We start from the raw sequence: 20,428 nt of genomic DNA on the forward strand, positions 1-20,428 counted from the left end.
CTGCTATTCTGAGCTGACTGCCCCATACAGGTCCGTCCCTCCCTTAGGTAGTCCGGATGGGTTCCCTGCGGTGCAGGACAATGATTTCATCGTCGGCAAAGGAATGTTTGATATGAGGGTGGCAGGTAAAGAACAATACCTGATGGTCCTTTGCCACCTTTCTTAGGAGCTTAAGAAATGACTGTGTCCTCGACAAGTCAAAATTGACTACTCCGTCATCAATCAGGACAGGCAAGGGATAATGGTCACCCATCGATTGAACGAGGGCAAACCGGATCGAAATGAACAGCTGTTCTTTCGTTCCTTGACTGAGTTCGACTGCATGAAAGACGGTCCCGTCCCCTCTCTCGACCTTGATCATTTCATCCTCGAGTAAGAAAATACGGTGATAATGTCCTTCTGTCAGATCCCTGAAGTTTTCTTCTGCAAGCTGAATGACTTTCGGCATTTTGGTTTTCTGGTATAACTCCATTGTTTTTCTCAGGGAGAATCCGGCAAGTGTATATTTGGCCCACTCAAAGGCAAGTTCCTGAAGTTCGGCTTTTTTACTTTGAAATTCCTGAAGGATCGCAGAATAGCTCTTTCCTTCCTCTAACGTTTTGATTTCATATGAAAGGGAGGCAAGCTCTTTTTGATGAGCGGACAGCTCTATGGACAGCTTATCGATGGCGTCTGAGATCCGGGTTGATTCTTTCCTGCTTTCTTCCAGTGATTCAAATGCAAGAAACGTATCAAGGGTTTTTTGGGTCAATCTCGTTTTCATTCCCTTGTATTGGGACCATAGCCCGTTCCTTTCCTCGATCTTCTGCGCCTTTTCCCGGAATTCGATTTCCCCTTTGCAATCAGCTGCCTCCATAAGGACGTGAATATCCTCACGAATTTTTCCTAATTCTTTGGAAAGCTTTTCAGTTTCAAGCGACAAAGGCTCCAATTCAGCCGTAAGATTTTCGGCGACGAGCTGACGTTTCTCGAGATCCTGTATGATTTTTTTAAACTGGATAAGGGCTTCGTCCATCGTGGTGAACGTAAGGGAGTGCTGTTGAAACCAGTCCTGACATTCTTCTGTGTAACCCTTCAATTTCCCGGCTGTGTGAACTTCATCTTCGGATAATTGGGTAAATGTTTCATAGGAAGAGACTAATTCTTTCATTTTGGAGAAAGCATCACGGAGCCACTTCCAATGGAATTCATCTGGTAAGTATAATTCCCTTTTCAGGTGCAACAATCTTTCTTCTCCAAGGGATATCCCTTGTTCAAGCTCTTCCCGCCTTCCACTGAGCTTTTGGATTTTCCCTTCCTGCTCTTCTAACGAAAGGATGCGCTGCTTCCATTCGTTCCGGTATTCGATTTGTTCCTTGAGGCTTTGTTCCGCCATGTCATGAAATGCATATTCCGTACTCCCCCCGGGCTGAAACTCCTTTGCCCTTTCCTTGATTTTTTGCAGGGATAGGGATTCCTTCCCGAGACTCCTCCTTGCCTGTAAGCCTGTTGCACCGATCGCCACAAGAAGCAGCAGGCTCATCCCGGCCAGGAGCCAATTACCAGAGGCTAATCCCCAGGCACCGACTCCCATTGAAATCAGGAGTGCTCCTGCACTGATAAGCAACTGACGGGAGAATGAAGCTTTTTTTCTGTGATAGTTTCCCTCTGCTTCTTTCACTTGCATGTTCATCCAATTTATCTGTTCCCTCGAAGCAGCCCCTGCAGAATGAGCCTTGACCTTTCGTTGTAACTCCTGATATTCATCCTCTTCCATCAACCGGGTTTCTAAGCTTTCACATTTCTTTTCCACTGCTTGAAGTTCTTCCGCTGCTTCTTCTTGAAGTTTCTTCAAGCTTTCCAGGTCGTGGAGTAGTTTGGACTGGCGTTCCAGTGCTTGTTCGATGTTTTCAGACATCATGAGGCTCGTATTCAGTCCCGGAATGTTTTCCATCTCGATCTTGAGCCCTAATTCCCTGATCGTGTCATTGATTTTACGTTGCAGTATTTTCAGTTCCCTGCTTCGTTCCCCGCTTCTTTCTTTCCATTTTTGATAAAGAGATTGCTGTGACAACATCTTTTCCATAAACGGAATGTCGTCTTTTAACGAGAAGTTCCGTTTTTCCTCTTCTAGTTTCTCCTGTAATTTCTCTTGTTTTTCGATCAGAGTCTCGAGATAGGCCGATGTTTGTCTTTCTGCGATTTTCAGCTCGTTCAGCCTTTCTAATCCTTTTGCAGGGAAGTCGATGTCTTTCAGCTGTGAAAGGCGCTCTTCCGCTTCTTTGAATTGGGTTAGGGTATCCCAATTTTCATTGGCGGAAACCAGATTTTCTCTCCTTACAGAGAGTTCTCCCTTTTCCCTCTCCATTGCCGAGATGGCTGCCTCCAAGGATCGCCGTCTGGCAATGAGGGGCAGGTACTGTTCGTTTTTCTCTTTTCCTTCCCTTACTCGTTTCTCAAGCGCTTTAAGTTGGGAGAGCACCTCGTTGATCTTTGGCTTCCTGCCTGATTTCTTAAACAGCTGATCCCTTTCCTTCTGCCAGTCCTGCTCCTGCTTCAGAAGGAGGTCCGACCCTGTTGAGCCTGCTGCGAAGAGATAGCGGTTCAGTTCTTCTTTTTTGAGCCGCTGGATGTTTTGGAGGCCTTCGAGGTTGAAGGAAAAAATGTTCTGGTAAGTCGACCGGTCCATCTTCCCGAGCAATTGTTGAAGGGTTTCCTCCCCTTCCATTCTCCCGTCTTCGAATTGGACGGTTACGTCGCCTGTTGCCTTCCCTTTGATTCGTTCGATGCTCACTATCCCTTGATCCTCTATTTGACAAAGGATCTTCCCTCCATACTCTGCAGATGATTTCGGGACGTATCTCAACAAAGACTGCTGCTTGGTTGGAAAACCGAATAAAATGCTGTGAATGAATGACATGATCGTCGATTTCCCTGCTTCATTTTCTCCATAGAATAATTGAAGTTCCTTCAGTGTATAATGCTTGTTTTCTATTTTTCCATATCCATAAATATAGAGTTCCCTCAGTTTCAACATCCATCACCTCCGTGTTTTACCGTTTGCCCTCTAGTAAGTGCTTCGTTTCTTCTATGAGAGTGATCACGTCCTCTTCCTCTATCGTGTCGAGAAACCGGTAGATGGAAGGGTGTTCATATAATTCTGCCAAAGCTTCCTTCCACTCTTCAGCCTCCAAATGTTCAAGGGTCCCCATCACTTCCTGTTTAAAGGGATCCCGTTCACGAGAGTCTGTACTGCCGGTTGACCGCCGTATGGAATGAACCCATCTCAGCTCCCCCTGACCTTCACTATCAGACTGCAATGCTTCCAGAAGATCGCCATTTTCAATCTTGACCATCATGTCCGCGGGCAGGGATTCTTCATCGGTTAAGATGATTTCGATCAAATTCTCTCCTCCCAGGGATTCCATCGCCTGCTGAATACGATGATACACCTCACCGAACCGAAGAGCCCCTGAAAGGGATACGGTGCATGTTTCCCATATCAGGTCGTGGGAAGGGATAAACGACAGCTCTGTATGATGTTCACCAAGCACGACTTCATAGCATCCCTTTGCGCCGGTTTCCTTCCGGTGCCTTCCCTGGATGTTCCCGGGATAGACGATATACGGCTCTTCATGTAAGATCCTGCGTTCATGAATGTGCCCCAGTGCCCAATAATGGTAATTCTTCTCTAATAATTCGCCTATCGTAAAAGGGGCGTACGTTTCATGAGAAGAATGAATGCTTCCTTCACTGCCATGCAGGATCCCGATCGTATACCGACCCTTCACCGCTTTAGGGTATTCGTCGATCCTTCTTTCCCTGATATGTCTCGTGCCGTAGCTGAAACCCACTATATCCACCATTTCCCCATTCCTGGTGATGAGCTGCTTCACTTCCGTATCCTTATCAAAGACATGAATATTGTCCGGCATATCAAGATCCAATCGATGGCTCCCCAGATGATCATGATTTCCGTGTACGACATATACAGGAATACCGCCTGCATGCAGGAGTTGAAACTGCTTCAATAATTTCGCCTGCGCCCGGATGCTCCGGTCTTCTTCATCAAATAGATCCCCACTTATGATCATAAAGTCGATTTCTCTTTCAACGGCTTCTTTCACCACTTTTTCAAACGAAGCAAAGGTACTATTATGTATCCGATCAAACACTTCCCGCGGTAAATGCTTCAGTCCTGTAAACGGACTGTCCAGATGTAAATCTGCAACATGAAAAAACCGGATGTTCTCCATGAAATCCCCTCCCTGCACTACGAATATACGTTCTTATATTCATCCATTATATCCTAAAACCGGGGAAGATTTCAGTATGTATTCACAATTTACCCCATTCATGTAAAAAGGCTGCCCTAAATAGGAGGCAGCCTTCCACTTATTTCTTTGATGTTAAATCGATTGCCTTCTTAATATCCTTATACGAATTGGATTTTCCGTATAACAGGACTCCACCGCGATAGACGCGTGCACCGAATACACCCAGGAGAATGATGGTCACAAGAAGGACCATGATCCCGATGATCGGTTCATACATGGGCAGATCCAGCATCCCGACACGGAGGAACATGACCATTGGCGTGAAGAAAGGGATGTAAGATGTAATCGTCACAAAGCCCGATTCCGGATTACCGAGACCGAACATGGAGATGAAAAATCCGATCATGATCAGGAAAGTCATCGGCATGATCATCTGCTGGACGTCCTCAATCCTGCTCACAAGTGAGCCCAATAAGGCAGCAAGGGTTGCATATAGGAAATACCCCAGCAAGAAGAAAACGACGGCATAAATGATGACGCTGATGGACAGGGATTCAAATCCGAATCCTTCAAAGAATCCGCCCACCAGTTCATCCTTCTTACTGATCAGGGTGAAGTATCCTACACCGAGGATCACCGCTAACTGTGTCAATCCGGCAAGACCGATCCCGATAATCTTGGCAAACATCTGTTTCACCGGTGATACACTTGAAATGAGAATCTCCATGACCCTGGAGCTTTTCTCAGTCGCAACCTCCATGGCCGTCATATTGGCGTATGCAATAACGGAGAAATAGATGAAGAATAATAGGACGTATACAATTCCCCGTGCCTGACTCAGTTCTTCTTCGGACTTCGCGCCTTCCACGAGGGCTTCCTTCTCAAATTCTACAGGGCTGCTTAACAGTGCGAGCTCTTCACCTGAAAGCTCCAGCTTACTGGCGGCCTGTGAGGATTTAATGTTTTGAAGGGCGATCTGTAACTCCCCGGTTATGCCGGACTCTGATAATGAATTCGACTTGTACAGTGCTTTCGGGAGTCCATCCCCTCCTTCTGTTACTACTAATAATCCCTTCAGTTCTTTTGATTCTATTCGTTTCTCGATCTCCTCAGTTGACTGGGAGGCCCGTTGCAATTGTATGTCGCTATTCATGATTTCCAGCTGTTGGACGAGCGGCTCATACAGTCTGCCCGTTTCATCCTGGACCGCTACCCTGCTTTCTTCATCACCTGTGAAGTTCGAAATCAAGCTGTCGAAATTGGCCAGCAGGACAAGGGCAGCGGCAATGATGACCGTTGATATGATAAAAGACTTGGCTTTAAGCTTGGACAGATAGGAATGACCCAGGATCAAGAAGAAATTATTCATAAGAGGTTCCCACCTTTTCTATAAAAATGTCATTCAGGGATGGTTCCTCTAATTCGAATTTACGAAGGAAGCCTTTTTGGACCACATCGTGAAATACCTCTTTGGCAACATCCTCGGATTCCACCTGAAGAAGGACCCCTTCCGTCATTTCCTTCAATTTCGTCACCCCTTGCATCTCCCTTAAATAGGTAAGGTCGAAGTCTGCATGAATCATGACATTCTTCTTACCAAAGGAACGCTTGATTTCCTTCAAGCCCCCATGCACCACGGGACGCCCTTTATGCATGATGCACAAACTTTCACAAAGCTCCTCCACATGCTCCATCCGGTGGCTGGAGAATACGATGGTCGTCCCGTTTTTCTTGATTTCCCGGACGGCGTCCTTCAACAGCTCGACATTCACAGGATCAAGACCGCTGAAAGGTTCATCCAGGATCAATAACTTTGGTTTATGGATGACCGATGCGATGAATTGAATCTTTTGCTGATTTCCTTTGGAGAGCTCCTCCACTTTTTTATTAAGATATTGAGGGACATTGAATCGCTCCAGCCAACCGTCCAATTCCTTCAGGATCGTTTTTTTCTCCATTCCGCGAAGGCGTGCCAAATAGACGATTTGATCGCTTACCTTCATTTTTGGATAAAGACCTCTTTCTTCCGGAAGATATCCGATTTCCGGACTGGTTGAATAATCGATTCCCTTCCCGTTCCACGTGATCATGCCATCGGTTGCATCCAATAGTCCCAACACCATCCGGAAGGTCGTCGTCTTTCCGGCCCCATTCGCTCCAAGGAATCCAAACATCTCACTCTTGGGGATTTCAAGTGACAGATCATCTACCGCCGTGAAATTTCCAAACCTCTTGGTTACCTGTTGTATTCTCAAACTCATTTTCAGCATTTCCCTCCTGCTGCCCTTTGTCATTTTTTCTCTCTAGTACTCTACGATTTTCACTAAAAAAGGTTTCATTTTCCATTCTTTTTTCATTATCAAACTATTTGGACTTCCCAAAAAAATGATAATATGAAAAAATAAAGGAGTAGATCATTTCTAGACAAAGGGGTATGACAAAATGAAAGTGTACAAACTGACGGTATTCGAAAGTGACGGCAAAAAAATCCTGGATGAATCATTCGAGGCTTCGTCCGATAGCGACGCGAAGAAAATGGGAGAAGCGATGCTGGAGGAAAAAGGCTATGCCGAACATACGCATCGCTGTACATCCCCACTTGGGAAACTTTTGCTTTTTCATGTGTAAGATCACGTTTGCATTACAGGCTGGGCTGTAATGCATTTTTTATTGCGTTTTGACAAAAAAAGAACCAACCCTTAAGGCTGGTTCCCGTTGTCGATCATTCTCCCTTGAACCGGGGTCTTCTTTTTTCCACGAATGCACGGATCCCCTCCTGGTGATCGGAGGATTGACGCATGAGCCACTGCCCTTCCTTTTCGAGGTCCAGGGCATGCTGGAGTCTTTCCTTGTTCAGGGAGACATACACTTCTTTCGTTTTCAGCATGGCTTTCGTCGGCGCACTCAATACCTGTTTCGCATAGCGCTCTATGCCTTCCTCCAATTTCCCTGAAGGAATCGCTTCATCGACAAGACCTTTCATAAGGGCTTCCTGTCCTTCGAATACCTTTCCATTCCAGATCAATCGTTTCGCTTTATGCGTCCCGAGGCGTTCCTGCAGAAGAAAATGGCTGCCTCCATCAGGGATCAAAGCGATTCCGATGAAATTCATGGCAAGCTTACTGTCTTCCTCACACAGAATATAATCCGAAGCAAGTGCAAGACTCAACCCAAGACCCGCCGCTGCCCCATGGATGCCTGTCAGGACCACTTTCGGCATGGAGTATAAGGTCATGACAAGTTCACTGATCGTATCCATGATCTGCGAGAACTGCTCTTCTCCACTTAAAGAAAGCATGGACTTAATGTCTCCCCCTGAGGAAAACCCCTTTCCTTCCCCGGTCAGGATCAATAACGAGATCGACGGATCATGTTTCACTTCCTTCAAGGCCAGAAGCATTTCTTCCATGAGCCGGGCATCCAACGCGTTCAAGGATTGAGGCCGATTCAGCCGAAGCCTCGCCACCTTCCCGTCTTTATGTAATGTTACTGTTTCATACTGATTTGACACTGTCAAAAAAATCCCTCCCCTTTCTATTAGCATAGCGCAGAATGAGTATTTGGAAAAGTACAACAATTCGAAAGGGAGATCGACTTAGAACCGATCTCCCGTCCCTTTAAACCTGTTTCATTTGATCTTGAACCTGGTCCCTGAGGGCTCTCTTTAAAAACTTCCCTACGGATGTTTTCGGGATTTCATCAAGGAACAGGATTTCATCCGGAAGCCACCATTTCGCAAACTGCGGCTTCAGGAAGTCCAGGATCTCCTCTTTGGTGACATTTCCTTTCCCCGACTCTTTCAAGACGACACAGGCAATCGGACGCTCCTGCCATTCCTCATGGGGCACTGCCACTACAGCGGCTTCAAAGATATGTTCATGGGCCATGAGTGCATTTTCAAGGTCTACGGAAGAAATCCATTCCCCACCCGATTTGATCAGGTCCTTCGTCCGGTCGACGATCTTGATATATCCTTCTTCATCGATGGTGACGACATCACCCGTATACAGCCAGCCATCACGGAACGCATCCCCGGTCCTTTCGTCTTCATAATACTCAGAAGCAATCCAGGGGCCCCTTAAGGCAAGCTCTCCCATCTCCATGCCATCCCAGGCGACTTCCCCGTCTTTCCCGACGATCTTCATATCCAAACCGGGAACGAGGATCCCCTGCTTCGCTTTCAAGTCGAGCTTCTCTTCTTTAGACAGGTCATCATGATAGCTTTTGGATGCAGCGATCACAGCGAGGGGGCTCGTCTCGGTCATTCCGTATGCATGCATGAATGGAATGCCGAATTTCTCTTCAAAGGCCCGGATCATGCCTTTGGGGGCAGCTGACCCTCCGCATAATACGGAACGGAGACTCGATAGATCATAATCCTTTTTCTCCAATTCATTGAGTAATCCCAGCCATATCGTCGGAACGCCTGCTGAAATCGTCACCTTTTCTTCCTGCATGAGTTCAGCAAGAAGCCCAGGGGTGAAATACGGTCCCGGCAGAACCTGCTTTGTACCGAACCAGACCGAAGCAAAAGGGAGTCCCCATGCGTTCACATGGAACATCGGGACCACCGGCAGGGCTACGTCCCTTTCACTGACACCTGTCGTATCGGCAAGCCCCAGTGCCATGGCATGCAACACGATGCCCCGGTGGGAATAGACGACCCCTTTAGGATTTCCGGTCGTGGCAGACGTGTAGCACATCCCGGCTGGAGCATTTTCATCGATGTCCGTGCGGAACGGGTAAGATGGATCTCCTTCTTCCAATAATCTTTCATAGTGATACACAGGCTCAAGTGTCGTCTCAGGCAGATCTCCATCGGTCATCACAATGAAGGCTTTAACCGTCGGGATCTGATCTTTGATTTTTTCAATGAGCGGGACGATATCGGGATCGATGAGCAATACTTGATCCTTCGCATGATTGATGATGTAAATGATGTGCTGGGGCGATAAGCGGATATTGATCGTATGTAGGACTGCCCCACTACACGGGATCGCAAAGTACGCTTCCAGATGACGATGATGATTCCAAGCGAGTGTCCCGACTTTATCCCCTTCTTCAACCCCGAGATTTGAAAGGGAGCTTGCAAGCCTCCTCGTCCTCTCACCCCACTGTTTGTATGTGAAGCGGCTGATACCGGATTCCGTCCGGGAAACGATTTCTTTCTTTGGAAAATATTTTTCGGCCCGTTCGATCATTTGTGTCAAAAGCAGAGGTGTTTGCATCATATTCGATCTCTCCCCTCAATTTGGTAAGCGTTTGCAAAAAATGTCTGATTTTCTATGTCTATCATACTAATTCTACTTAAAATTGAATTTATCCTCTAAGTATTTTTGAAAAAAACAAAGAAACGCCACTCAAATGGGGTGGCGTTTCTTTGTTATAAAAATAAATCATTCAGAATCTTGATTTTCTTTTCCGTATACTCCTTGAATCCAAGGTTATAGGCATTGGGCTCTTTCGGGTTGGCGAAATGCGTGATCTTTCCGGTCTTCGGATCGATGAATTTACTTGCTGCACCACAGCCGATACCGATGATGGTCTGGACTTCTTCCATGATCATGATGTTATAAATGCTATCCTGTCCCGGAAGAGCGTACCCTACATTTTCAAGGTTACCGAGGATGTTCTTCTGGCGATATAAGTAGTACGGCTCATAGCCATGCTCCTTCGTCCACTCTTCTGCAAGATTCATCATCTTCCCGATCTCTTGCCGGTCCGCCACTTTATACCTGTCTTTGTTCTTCGTCATTTCAGACGCCCGCTTAAAGGACAGGGTGTGTACCGTAAGTGATTCCGGCATAAGCTTTTCGGTTTCGTCCAAAGAATGCTGAAGCTCGGGAAGCTCTTCTCCCGGAAGTCCGATGATCAGATCCATATTGATGTTATTCATTCCCATGTCCCTGGATAGATGAAACTTATCAATCGTTTCTTCCACCGTATGATGGCGTCCGATCGCTTTTAATGTTTCCTGGGTGTAGGATTGAGGGTTGATGGAGATCCGGTCGATATTCCATTTGTTGAGCACCTGAAGTTTATCAGGTGTGATCGTATCCGGCCGTCCTGCCTCCACTGTCACTTCCCTTACCTTGTCGACATCCGGGAAGGAACGATACATCTCCTCATACAGTGCATCCATTTCTTCTGCTGTGATGGAGGTCGGTGTACCGCCACCGTAATAGATGGTCGTAATCTTGATGTTATTTTCCTTCATCCAGCGACCCATCTCCTGGATTTCATAGTGAAGACCGGCCAGGAATGAATCGACCCGCCCCTGCTTACCGAGAATCGCATAGGCCGGGAATGTACAATAAGCACATTTGGTTGGACAAAACGGGATGCCGATATAAATGCTCACTTCATGCTGAAGATCATAGAGATCCGGCACAACGGATAACTGACGGTCCACGATGCTCTGCATCAGCTCGATCTTTTCATCCGTAATCAGATATTCTTCTTTCAGTTTCGCATGTATCTCTTCTTTCGGCATTCCAAGCTGCGTCTGCTTATGCAGGAGCTTCGTCGGGCGGATCCCCGTCAAGATCCCCCACTTCTGTCTGATTCCCGTCAAATCTTGAAGAACATTCAGATACACGTGGGAAACAGCTGTTTTCAGCTGTTTGAAGCGCTCTTTCTCGTTCTCATAGGGAACCCACTCATGCTCATAGCAGGCAGTGTATGAATCCTCTGAAGACCGTTTCAGGACTGCTTTCGCTTCTATTTTTTCTTCTGTCAGAAGTTCTATATGGACTTGAAGATCAGCATTGTCACACGAACCGAAGTGAACCTGAGACTCTTCAAAGAATAAATTCGCTATCAATCGAAGGGGGCGTTCAAAGCGCTCATCCTCGATTCCTTTTATTAAAACATTCACGTTGTAATCACCTTTCACCAAAACTAATAAGCTTTTATAAGTGTACAGAAAGGCCCTGGAATGGTCAATGCCCGTACCCCCTCCGTCAAAAAAACACCCCGCATTCTTTAAGGGAATACGGGGTGTTCGGGCGTTATGATTTAATGATATTCATTTTCTTCAGGAAAGGGATGGGGTGCTGTTTCCGGAATAATTCCGTTACAAAGTAAGGGATCCCTTTTTCAACCTGACTGCGGGTGATCCAGTTGGCCGCTTCCCTCACCTGGCGGGGCGCATCTCCCATGGCGACGCCGAGTCCGCAGCACTCCATGGCATCGATGTCATCGATGCCTGACCCGACCATCACGATTTGATCCTTCTTCACTCCAAGGCGTTCAGACAGGTACATCAATCCCCTGAGCTTCGAGACACCCCTCGGCACGATATCCAGTTTATAATCGGATGTCCGGATGATGTCCACTTCTTCATACATCCCTTTTATTGAAGCGATCACGTCCCAAACGTCCTCCTGATGCTCCATCACGACCGAAATCTTCGGTACCGACATCGGATTTTCCAGCAGGTGATCACTCACACGGTCGACAAACTGCTTGCTGTAAAGTAGTTTGGATTCCCGTTGCCAGGAGACCTTCGCCATCTCCCTTGCCTGGGCATCGGTTTTGCCGACGATCGATCTCTTTTCATGGGAAAGGTGTACCTGACAGGAAAAGCCTTCAAGAAATTGTGCAATTTCATAGGTGATGTCTTCCCCGATCTTTTTCACATACATCGGTCTTTCAAGCTCTCCGGCGATATATGCACCGCTGTGTGTCACAATCGGGTTGTCGAGCTTCAGGGCCTTGGCTACTTTCTTAGCGGAAGCAAAGCTCCTGCTTGTCACCAATGTGACCGGTACCCCTTTATCTTGAACGTACTCGATTGCTTCCTTCGTTTCCTTCGCAATTTTTCCGTTTTCATTCACGATCGTGCCATCGATATTCAAAGCCAGCATTCTATAGATCATCATTGGTGTCCCCCTATATGTTGTCTACTCCCTTTCTTTACTTTTATGAAGGTGTGAAGACAAATATGACAAGGTCGGGTGGAATTGTTACTCATGTTTTAATAGAAGTTGAGGAGGAACTAAAGGGGAAATCCTTTAAACATGACCCATAGGGGAAGGTTATCCACATGGCTTTCATTGGCGAGGAGGATGAACCTGCCTTTTTTTAGGCTCGTACCAGGGAGGTTATGCGGTATTTGAGAGAGCTAGATAAGGAGATTTTAGCTTGATTGCGTCGTTTTTTTATTTATTGCGTCACTTTCCTCGTTATTTGCGTCTTTTAACAATAAATGGAATCACCCCATCCACAACCCTTCCCAACAAAAAAAACCGACTCCCCATCAGGAAGCCGGTCCCTATTCACCACTATTATTTTTGCATGGAACCATAAAGTTCTTCCAGCGGCTTCATGATGACTTTGTTTAAGTCATTGATGACCATGCTCATGCGTTGCTCAGCTTCCATAAGCTTCGCGATCTTTTCATGTTGTTGAACAAGTTGAGCTGTTTTTTGTGCCTGCTCCACTTCTTCCTGAGTGATTTCTTCACCGCTCATTTGTTTTTGCTGAAGTGTCATTTGAATGTTTCTGAAGTTTTCAAACATCTTGTTGGCAGATTCGTCATTGTTTACTTCGTCGTACATCTTTTTCAGTTGTAGAAATTCATCACTCTTACGCAATGCACTTTCCAATTCGTTCGCTTGATCGTATAAGTTAATCGCCATCATACGTACCTCCTATAATTTCACTCTTTGTTTCCTTCCCCACTATAACAAACAATGGGGTGGATTTCTAGGAAGGACCCTTACAGGTCCGGGTATCAGGAGATCAAAAGGGCGATGATTCCCTGAACGATCCCGATCACGCCGCCGAGCAATGCCCCGAGATACGTGATCATCTTGAACTCACGCCGGGATATCCCGAGGACAAGTTCCTCAAGCCTTCCGACAGAGAAGGATTCAACCTGCTCCTGAACGATATGCTGCAGGTGCATCTTCTCCATCAGATTCGGAATCTTCTTCGATAGAAGGTCCGTCCCTCTATCCACCCACTTCGGGAGCTGGGTGTGGAAGAATGCATGTTTGTGAGGCTCGAGCCAGTGACTCAGCGGTCTGGAAAGATGGCCGTCAATGTTGACGAGCTTGACCAGAGTGGTTTGGGCCGTCCGGATCAGGTCTTCTTCCGGTAATCGGTCGATGAACTCCTCAAGCTTCATCTCCTTCAGCTTCGCCCACTCTTTTGTGAGCAGGTTGAAGAGGATCTCCTGGGTCCCTTCATGCTTGATGAACTTCACGATTTCCGGCTGTACTTTATCCGCTACCGACGTGTTACCAAGGAACATGCCAAGCATATTCCCTAGCATCCCTCGTTCCTTCAGGAAATCGTCGATCATGATTTTTACTTTCATCTTTCCTTCAGGGCTTGTGAAATAGGTTTCTGCCCGGTTTGCAATGAAGTCAACAAGTTTCGGGATGCTCTCTGACACTTTTTCCTGCCATCTTTCCGGAAGGGCTTCTTCGAGTGTCTTGGATGTATACGATGATTTCGCATCCTTCAGCTTGACAGCGACCCACTCCTCCAGCCTTTCTTTCAGCCGCTCTGAAGATACGGGGATCTGAAGGATACCGAGCCATTCATTCACGGTTTTATCCGATGTGAATACCGGCTGTAACTCTTCGGATAGCCACTGGGTCACATCCTCTTGAAACTCTTCATTCATGACTTTTTTCTGAAGGCTTTCAGGTGTGATTAAATGATCCACCACCATCTTCCCAAGCTGTTCTGCCAATTCCCCCCGGCGTTTAGGGATCAGCCCGGGTGTGAATGGGACTTTGAATTTTCCGATATAATACGCCCGATAAGGCCTGAATAACATTTTTATTGCGAGTGAATTGGTGACTCCTCCGATGAGGGCGCCGACAATCACCATGAATAATACTAGGATGAAAGCATCTAGCATGAGTGCACCTTCCTTTTCTACTTCTCTCGTTTGAACATTTTGCCCATGTTTACATAGAATGCTATATCAACATTAGCCCAATAAATCATTATAAAATCAATCTCACGGGTTATGCAAACGGGGAATGCCGGATGAAAATAAAATGTTCATTTATTTCGCATCAAAATACGACGGATCACCACACTTTGTATGTCCCAAGAAACATGATGGACCGTCTTCCTTTTAAGCGGAATATGACGCTGAAATGCGGAAATACGACTCTTGACGTAACATGCATGGAGACAAAAGCGGATTCTTTACAGATTATGTTGGATACGGCCGATTCATTATTCGCCTCCATACCAAACTTACAGAATATATGGATCTCCATTGTGCCAGGGTCAAGCGTCATTCATATGGGGCCGGTTGTGGCCCTCTTAATCAATCAATTTTCTTTGAACAGCATCCATTCACACTCTTTAAAAGAATATTTTACAGAGTGTCAGAGCTGGATTCAACGAAAAGGTGGATTTTTTTACCTGCTTCCCCTTTCCTCCTTCATCGGAAATGAAGCAGAAGGTGTTTATTATAACGGGAGAGGATGGGAATCCGCTTCGCTCCCTGCTCCAAATGTCATCTACAATCGCTGTCATTCACGGAAAATAGAGCGGACCCCTTCTTTCCAACAAGCTCTCTCCCGCTCTCTAAACCGAGACATTCACCTGTTCAATTCCGGCTTTTTGTCCAAAGACCAGGTTTATCATGCCTTAAAAGACAGCCCGGCCCTTTCTCATCATCTGCCGAAAACCGTACTGGGATTCGAGGCACTTGAAGAAATGCTTTCTGTGCACAGGGATATTTTCGTTAAAGGAATCAATGGAAGTAAAGGAAGGTATATCATGCGCATTCAAAAGGTCGACGATCGGTTCCATATGCAGCAAAACTCTTTTTCAGCGGAGAATCCCCTCACCTTCCCATCATACCCTGCCCTTTATAAACAACTTCGATCATGGTGTAAAGGTTCTTCCTATTTAGTCCAGGAGACCATCCCCTTTCTTACAGTGGAAGAAAAGCCACTGGACTTTCGGTTCCTCTGCCACAAGAATCGAAACGGGGAATGGGAGTTGATCTCTTCGGTTGCGCGGATTGCTGCACGCGACCAATTCGTGGCAAATGTAGACCAGGGCGGCCGTATCGAAAAGCCCCTGCATGTCCTCGGAACGTTTTTTTCGCAAAAGAAAAGCGTTGCCATCATGAAGGAGATGAAGGAATTATGTACGACAGCCTCAACGCTCCTGTCCGAGAGCATTGACGGTCATTTCGCAGAGCTTGGCATCGATGTCGGGATAGATGAGAGCGGCAAACCTTGGCTGATCGAAATCAATTCCAAGCCTTCCAAGCGAACATACTTAGAGAATGACCGGATTCGCCCGTCGGTTCAAGCACTCTATGAATATAGCTTTACCAAATGGACTAAGAAGGAGGAGTAACGCGATGAATCATTCACTCGGTATCATGACCCTCACACCACAAGTGACGAACGGCTATTTCCTGGAGATCGCAAAGCAATCCGTTTCCTATCCGATTGACCTTTACCTGTTCTCTCCACGGGGAATATCCCCGTTAAGCGAAACGGTAGAAGGATTCCATTACAACAGGGTTACAGGGGAATGGGAAAAAGAGGCCTTTGATATCCCTGAGTATATCTATGACCGGACGTATTATCAGAAGGATCTCCATTCCAGGCAGGCGAGAGCCGTCGTTCAATGGTTGAAAAACCAGAAGCATATCCGGTTCCTCGGTTACGGGTTACCGGACAAATGGCATTTGTATGAAAAGCTGCGCCACACAAGTCTTGCCCCCTATATACCTGAAACCCACCTTGTAAAGAGTGGAAATCATTTATTAAATCTCCTGACCGAACATACAGATATAATAATCAAACCAGTCGACGGGGCACATGGATTTGCCGTTTACCACCTCACCCTGCTTCCACATGGAATACTGGTTCGAACAACCAAGAAACAAGGAGTCATCGAACAATCCTTCCCAGGTGAAGATGTCTTCCTAAAATGGTCTGAACGCATTCTCCGGCAGCACACGTTCATTTGTCAAAAAAGGCTTTTGAATCTGACGAAAGGAGATGCGCCCTTCGATCTGCGCGTTCTCCTGAATAAAGATGGGTCTGGGGAATGGAGGGAATTTCAACGTGCGACCCGTGTAGGGGAGGAAAAAGGAATCCTGACGAACATCAGCCGCGGCGCTACCTATCACTCCTACAGCGATTGGAAGAGGACCGGGAATTCGATTTCATGGGATTTTATCGAAGAAGAACTCACAACCATTCTGGAAGAGATCCCTATACTCCTTGAGGAACATTTTTCACCTCTATTTGAAATTGGCGTGGATCTGATCATCAGTCAGGATCATTCCCTGTGGATCCTGGATATGAACTCGAAGCCCGGCCATAAGGTAGTGGAAACATTACACCCCGAGAAGCTGTCACCACTATACAAAGCACCTTTAGATTATTGTGATTTCCTTTTTTCCCAATCTCTTTCATCCTTAAGACGAGGTGATTTCTAATGCTCCATACGTATAAAGTCGAACAATTCCAGGAGGAAGAAAGCATCCTCTACCTCCCAGCGGGGTTCAGGCTTGAAGAAGACATCCTCCCTCACACAGTGATACTTGGAACAAGGAGACAATCCACCGCCTGTAAACGACATCCGAATGGCCGTAACGTAATCGGGATCAGCACAGGATTAGCAAGAAAACTGTACCTTCCTTCAAAGGTGGTTTCCCTTTCCCTCTTTTGTAAGGATGAGTGTTTATATGCGGGTGTACTGATTGGAATATTCACCGCAGGATTCACCGGCTTTCGATTAAGTCCCATCGGGCAACGCTCCCACTTCTTCAAACAGCTCTTATCGGTTCAATCTTCCTTGGGAGTCATCCCCTTTGTATTCGGGGAGCGTCATATTGATTGGGAGAACGGACTCATAAAGGGGTTTTTCCATTTTGGGGAAGGATGGGAAATCGAAGAAATCCCTTTTCCGAATGTGATATATGACAGACTCCCGAACAGGCGGAGTGAAAAGAGGAAAACCTATCAGAGCCTGAAGGAGAGACTGGAGAGGGAGTACGGCATTCCATGGTATAATCCCGGATTCTTCAATAAACTCGATCTTTTTGAGAGATTGGAAAATGATCAGACGGTTCGTCACTTCCTTCCGGATACCCAGCCTTTCCAATCCTTTGATGAAATGGAAAGGCTGCTGTCAGCGTATCATCATATTTATCTGAAACCGAAAAACGGAAGTCTCGGTAACGGGATCCACAAAATCACCTACAACCGGACATCCGAAGAATATTATTGCCGCTTCAGGGATGGGGACCAGAAGAACCGTTTACTTAAATTCAAAAGCCTGGAACAGCTATCCAATACAGTGTTCAGAAACCGAAACCTTGATACCTATATCGTCCAGCAGGGGATTTCCTTACTGAAAGAGAATAATCGGCCCATCGACTTCCGGGTTCATACGAATAAGGATGAAGAAGGAAACTGGCAAGTCAGCGCATTGGCCGGAAAGGTAGCCGGTTCTGGGAGTGTGACGACCCATGCCAATAACGGCGGAGAAGTAAAGGTCCTTTCAGAGCTATTCACCGATGAAAAGGAACGGGGGCACATTGAAGAAGCATTGAAGGATGCAGCATTGCTTCTGTCACATGCCATCGAGCGGAACCTTGAAGGCTATATCGGGGAAATCGGATTCGATTTCGGTGTGGATGAAAAACATCATATCTGGATGTTTGAGGCAAACTCAAAGCCCGGCAGATCGATCTTCTCACATCCTGACTTAAAGAGTTTTGATTTATTAACAAGAAAGCTTGCCTTATCATTCGGCATCTTCCTCACTCAGCAAAGCCTGCATCACCCTGAGGAAATGATTCCATGAATATCCTTTATGACCGGATAAAGAAAACCTTTTTTCACGAGGAGAAGTCCATTACGACCTTTGGATTTGCAAAGAATTCCTTTCTCCTCTCGTCTAAAGATTCCAATGAATGTTATACATTTACGATCTCTGCTCCAAAGAATCGTCCTGACATCCCCGTGATCGGCATCGTCTCGGGTAAAGAAGGCAGGAGCAAATACAGAGGGAACTTCGAATTATTCCGGGCGATCCAACAAGACGTTGAAGGGGCCGGGGGAATCTGTTTCGTCTTTTCCCCTCAGGATGTAATAGGCGATTCGATTGGGGGGATCATGTATAATCACCTCTTACACAAATGGGTAAGATGCCAGTTCCCTGTGCCGAGCGTCATTTACAACCGGGTCCCCTCACGGCACGCCGAGCAAAACCAGTCATACGAAAAGCTTCTCCACTTCATCAAGAAGCATAAGATTCCTTTCTTCAATCCCCACTTTTTCAATAAGTGGGAAATCTACGAGCTTCTTTCTAAGAATGAAGGGATCAAGACCTACCTGCCTCGGACCGCCGTTGTGACCGATGAAGAATCCTTTACACACTTCCTAGGCACTCACAAAAAAGTATATGTGAAACACGCTCTTGCTTCACAAGGGAAAGGGATCAGGCTGATTGAAATCGACCCGAGGGGCAGGGTCTTATGTAAAAGCATTAAGAAAATGGAGAGATTTGTATCCATCTCCCGCCTTCATCAAACATACAGTGAATGGTTTACGGGCGATCAATGGATCATGCAGGAAGCCATCGCCTGTAAAACACTGCGTGATCACCGTTATGACTTTCGCATATTGGTCCTTCACACGGGGGAGGACTTTCGATTGATTGGCATCGGCGTCCGGATGTCACAGCGTCAGGAAGTCACCACCCATGTCCCTGCCGGTGGAAAAATCATTTCCCTGAAGGAAGTGGCCGATGCTGAAACAAAAAAAGAAATTTCCCGGATCGTACAAATTTGCGGGGAAGAGCTGGCCAAATCATTCGGGTATATAGGGGAGTTTTCCATTGACCTGGCTCCTAGGGAACAAGGAGGATTCGTATTGTTTGAAATCAATTCAAAGCCGATGAGTTTCGATGAAATAGACATTGAAACGAAACGGAGGAAACAGCTTGTCCGTACGTTCCTTACACTCAGTTCAAAAAACGTGGAAGGTTGAATCTTTTGTGAATGACATAAGGTTCAACCTTTTTCCCTTCCGCTTATCGCAAGGAATTATAGATGGTTGAAAATCTGGTTGCATGTTCCTGTTCGTCTGTCATGGCAATAAAAAGGGGCTTATATGCCTGCTGATTCGGAATCTCGAGGAGCATATCCCGGTAAAACTCCGCCCCCTCCAGTTCATCCTTCAGTGCACGGAGCACCCCTTCTTTAAAGGTGGTGAACCCCACCTTTTCTTTTTTATGCTCATAATACTCTCCCGTTAATAAATAATGAAGATATTGAAACATTTCATAATGCTCTTTTTCGTCCTTCTGGGCATGCTCGATAAATTCCACGTATAACGGATTATTGGTCCGCGCTTTTAACTCTTTATAGAAATAATAACCTGTCCACTCATCACTTATCGCTTTCTGCAAATCACGGATAAACGTATTCATTCTTTGTCCCTCCCCTGTCTCTTCAGTAAATTCTATTAGGGGAACGACCCGATTATGATACATCTCACCCGGCAGTCCTACACAGTCCGCAGTAAAACGTTTACAATATGAGTGGAGGTGATGAACGATGATCCAACATTTTCAATATAAGAGCATGTTCGAAAACAAACAGCTTCCCGGCTGGACGTTTTCCTTTTACTTCAGCGGAGCGAAATACACCGGAACGTACCATAAGGATGGAAGAATTGAATGGACCGGTCCCATCCCACCTGCTGATAAGGATGAGATCCTTAAGAAGCAGCTCCATGAACTGATGCTCTTCCATGTGTATGAGTGATAAATCCTACATAATTCCAGGACCTGAAAGAATTTAATTCTTCCCCCGTGCATAACTTCAGCTCCCTTTCCAACACTAAAGAAAGGAGGCTGATGAGCATGAAAAAAGACAATAAAAACGATCAATTCCTTCCAGATACGAATCACGAAGGAAGGGAAAAAGCATTTCTGGATGTCGACCGCTTCATCAACGAAGGCATGTCCGGGGGCTCCGTCCACATGAGGGAAAACACCACCAACATCGAAGAAGCGATCGAAATCACCGAGCACGAAGAACCACCACACTAGAAAAGCGGAGGCGGCTTGCTTAGAGGCGACAAGCATAAGACGGAAAGGCCGGAAAGGCGCTCTTTGCCTTTTTGGCTTTTCCGTCTTATGACCTCGAGCCTCTA

18 protein-coding genes are annotated in these 20,428 nt (G+C 46.3%); 7 read left to right on the forward strand and 11 right to left on the reverse strand.

What is annotated here, in order from left to right:
- Positions 1-43: 43 nt before the first annotated feature.
- The 4 genes from CN378_RS20380 to CN378_RS20395 all read right to left on the reverse strand — a co-directional run bounded on the left by CN378_RS20380 (position 44) and on the right by CN378_RS20395 (position 6,517).
- A complete protein-coding gene (locus CN378_RS20380; protein WP_098354330.1) occupies positions 44-3,016 on the reverse strand; it encodes an ATP-binding protein in 2,973 nt (990 codons plus the stop codon).
- A gap of 16 nt (positions 3,017-3,032) precedes the next feature.
- Positions 3,033-4,235 (reverse strand): metallophosphoesterase family protein, encoded by a 1,203-nt coding sequence (locus CN378_RS20385; RefSeq protein WP_098354331.1) that lies wholly within the window; start codon positions 4,233-4,235, stop codon positions 3,033-3,035.
- A gap of 139 nt (positions 4,236-4,374) precedes the next feature.
- Positions 4,375-5,625 (reverse strand): ABC transporter permease, encoded by a 1,251-nt coding sequence (locus CN378_RS20390; RefSeq protein ID WP_098354332.1) that lies wholly within the window; start codon positions 5,623-5,625, stop codon positions 4,375-4,377.
- Entirely contained in the window at positions 5,618-6,517 is a 900-nt protein-coding gene (locus CN378_RS20395) for an ABC transporter ATP-binding protein (protein ID WP_098354350.1), read from the reverse strand. Before CN378_RS20395 ends, CN378_RS20390 begins: the two co-directional genes overlap by 8 nt.
- A gap of 181 nt (positions 6,518-6,698) precedes the next feature.
- Between CN378_RS20395 and CN378_RS20400 the strand changes: the two genes are divergently transcribed.
- Positions 6,699-6,884, forward strand: a complete 186-nt coding sequence (locus tag CN378_RS20400) for a YhzD family protein (RefSeq protein ID WP_098354333.1) — start codon at positions 6,699-6,701, stop codon at positions 6,882-6,884.
- 94 nt (positions 6,885-6,978) lie between these two features.
- Here CN378_RS20400 and CN378_RS20405 read toward each other — a convergent pair whose 3' ends face one another.
- From CN378_RS20405 to CN378_RS20430, 6 genes are all read right to left on the reverse strand, one after another.
- Positions 6,979-7,773 (reverse strand): enoyl-CoA hydratase, encoded by a 795-nt coding sequence (locus CN378_RS20405; protein ID WP_179885006.1) that lies wholly within the window; start codon positions 7,771-7,773, stop codon positions 6,979-6,981.
- 100 nt (positions 7,774-7,873) lie between these two features.
- Positions 7,874-9,487 (reverse strand): long-chain fatty acid--CoA ligase, encoded by a 1,614-nt coding sequence (locus CN378_RS20410; protein WP_098354334.1) that lies wholly within the window; start codon positions 9,485-9,487, stop codon positions 7,874-7,876.
- Between the two features lie 152 nt (positions 9,488-9,639).
- Positions 9,640-11,133: a coproporphyrinogen III oxidase gene (locus CN378_RS20415; protein WP_098354335.1), complete on the reverse strand. Its 1,494-nt coding sequence runs from the start codon at positions 11,131-11,133 to the stop codon at positions 9,640-9,642.
- Between the two features lie 133 nt (positions 11,134-11,266).
- A complete protein-coding gene (locus CN378_RS20420) occupies positions 11,267-12,139 on the reverse strand; it encodes a Cof-type HAD-IIB family hydrolase (protein ID WP_306471896.1) in 873 nt (290 codons plus the stop codon).
- A 405-nt stretch (positions 12,140-12,544) separates the two neighbouring features.
- The gene (locus CN378_RS20425) at positions 12,545-12,898 is read right to left on the reverse strand and encodes a YlbF/YmcA family competence regulator (protein ID WP_098354336.1); all 354 of its coding nucleotides are present in this window, start codon (positions 12,896-12,898) and stop codon (positions 12,545-12,547) included.
- Positions 12,899-12,993: 95 nt separating this feature from the next.
- Positions 12,994-14,133, reverse strand: coding sequence for a DUF445 domain-containing protein (locus tag CN378_RS20430; protein ID WP_098354337.1), 1,140 nt, complete (start codon positions 14,131-14,133; stop codon positions 12,994-12,996).
- Between the two features lie 131 nt (positions 14,134-14,264).
- Here CN378_RS20430 and CN378_RS20435 point away from each other — a divergent pair, with 131 nt between their 5' ends.
- From CN378_RS20435 to CN378_RS20450, 4 genes are read left to right on the forward strand one after another with little or no spacing between them, the layout of a single operon-like run.
- Complete coding sequence (locus tag CN378_RS20435) at positions 14,265-15,602, forward strand: YheC/YheD family endospore coat-associated protein (RefSeq protein WP_098354338.1); 1,338 nt, start codon at positions 14,265-14,267, stop codon at positions 15,600-15,602.
- A 4-nt stretch (positions 15,603-15,606) separates the two neighbouring features.
- A complete protein-coding gene (locus CN378_RS20440; RefSeq protein ID WP_179885007.1) occupies positions 15,607-16,698 on the forward strand; it encodes a YheC/YheD family endospore coat-associated protein in 1,092 nt (363 codons plus the stop codon).
- Entirely contained in the window at positions 16,698-18,071 is a 1,374-nt protein-coding gene (locus CN378_RS20445; protein WP_098354340.1) for a YheC/YheD family endospore coat-associated protein, read from the forward strand. The genes CN378_RS20440 and CN378_RS20445 overlap by 1 nt, the downstream gene beginning before the upstream one ends.
- Positions 18,068-19,258 (forward strand): YheC/YheD family endospore coat-associated protein, encoded by a 1,191-nt coding sequence (locus tag CN378_RS20450; protein WP_098354341.1) that lies wholly within the window; start codon positions 18,068-18,070, stop codon positions 19,256-19,258. Before CN378_RS20445 ends, CN378_RS20450 begins: the two co-directional genes overlap by 4 nt.
- Positions 19,259-19,301: 43 nt before the next feature.
- On the opposite strand, the gene CN378_RS20455 is transcribed toward CN378_RS20450, so the two are convergent.
- On the reverse strand, positions 19,302-19,700 hold the full coding sequence (locus CN378_RS20455) for a ferritin-like domain-containing protein (RefSeq protein WP_098354342.1): 399 nt from the start codon (positions 19,698-19,700) through the stop codon (positions 19,302-19,304).
- 127 nt (positions 19,701-19,827) lie between these two features.
- Here CN378_RS20455 and CN378_RS20460 point away from each other — a divergent pair, with 127 nt between their 5' ends.
- Both CN378_RS20460 and CN378_RS20465 read left to right on the forward strand, forming a co-directional pair.
- A complete protein-coding gene (locus CN378_RS20460) occupies positions 19,828-20,037 on the forward strand; it encodes a YheE family protein (RefSeq protein ID WP_098354343.1) in 210 nt (69 codons plus the stop codon).
- Positions 20,038-20,135: 98 nt separating this feature from the next.
- Complete coding sequence (locus CN378_RS20465; RefSeq protein ID WP_098354344.1) at positions 20,136-20,324, forward strand: hypothetical protein; 189 nt, start codon at positions 20,136-20,138, stop codon at positions 20,322-20,324.
- Positions 20,325-20,428: the final 104 nt, after the last annotated feature.

This window comes from Bacillus sp. AFS015802 (assembly GCF_002561455.1).
GTDB lineage: Bacteria > Bacillota > Bacilli > Bacillales > Bacillaceae_B > Rossellomorea.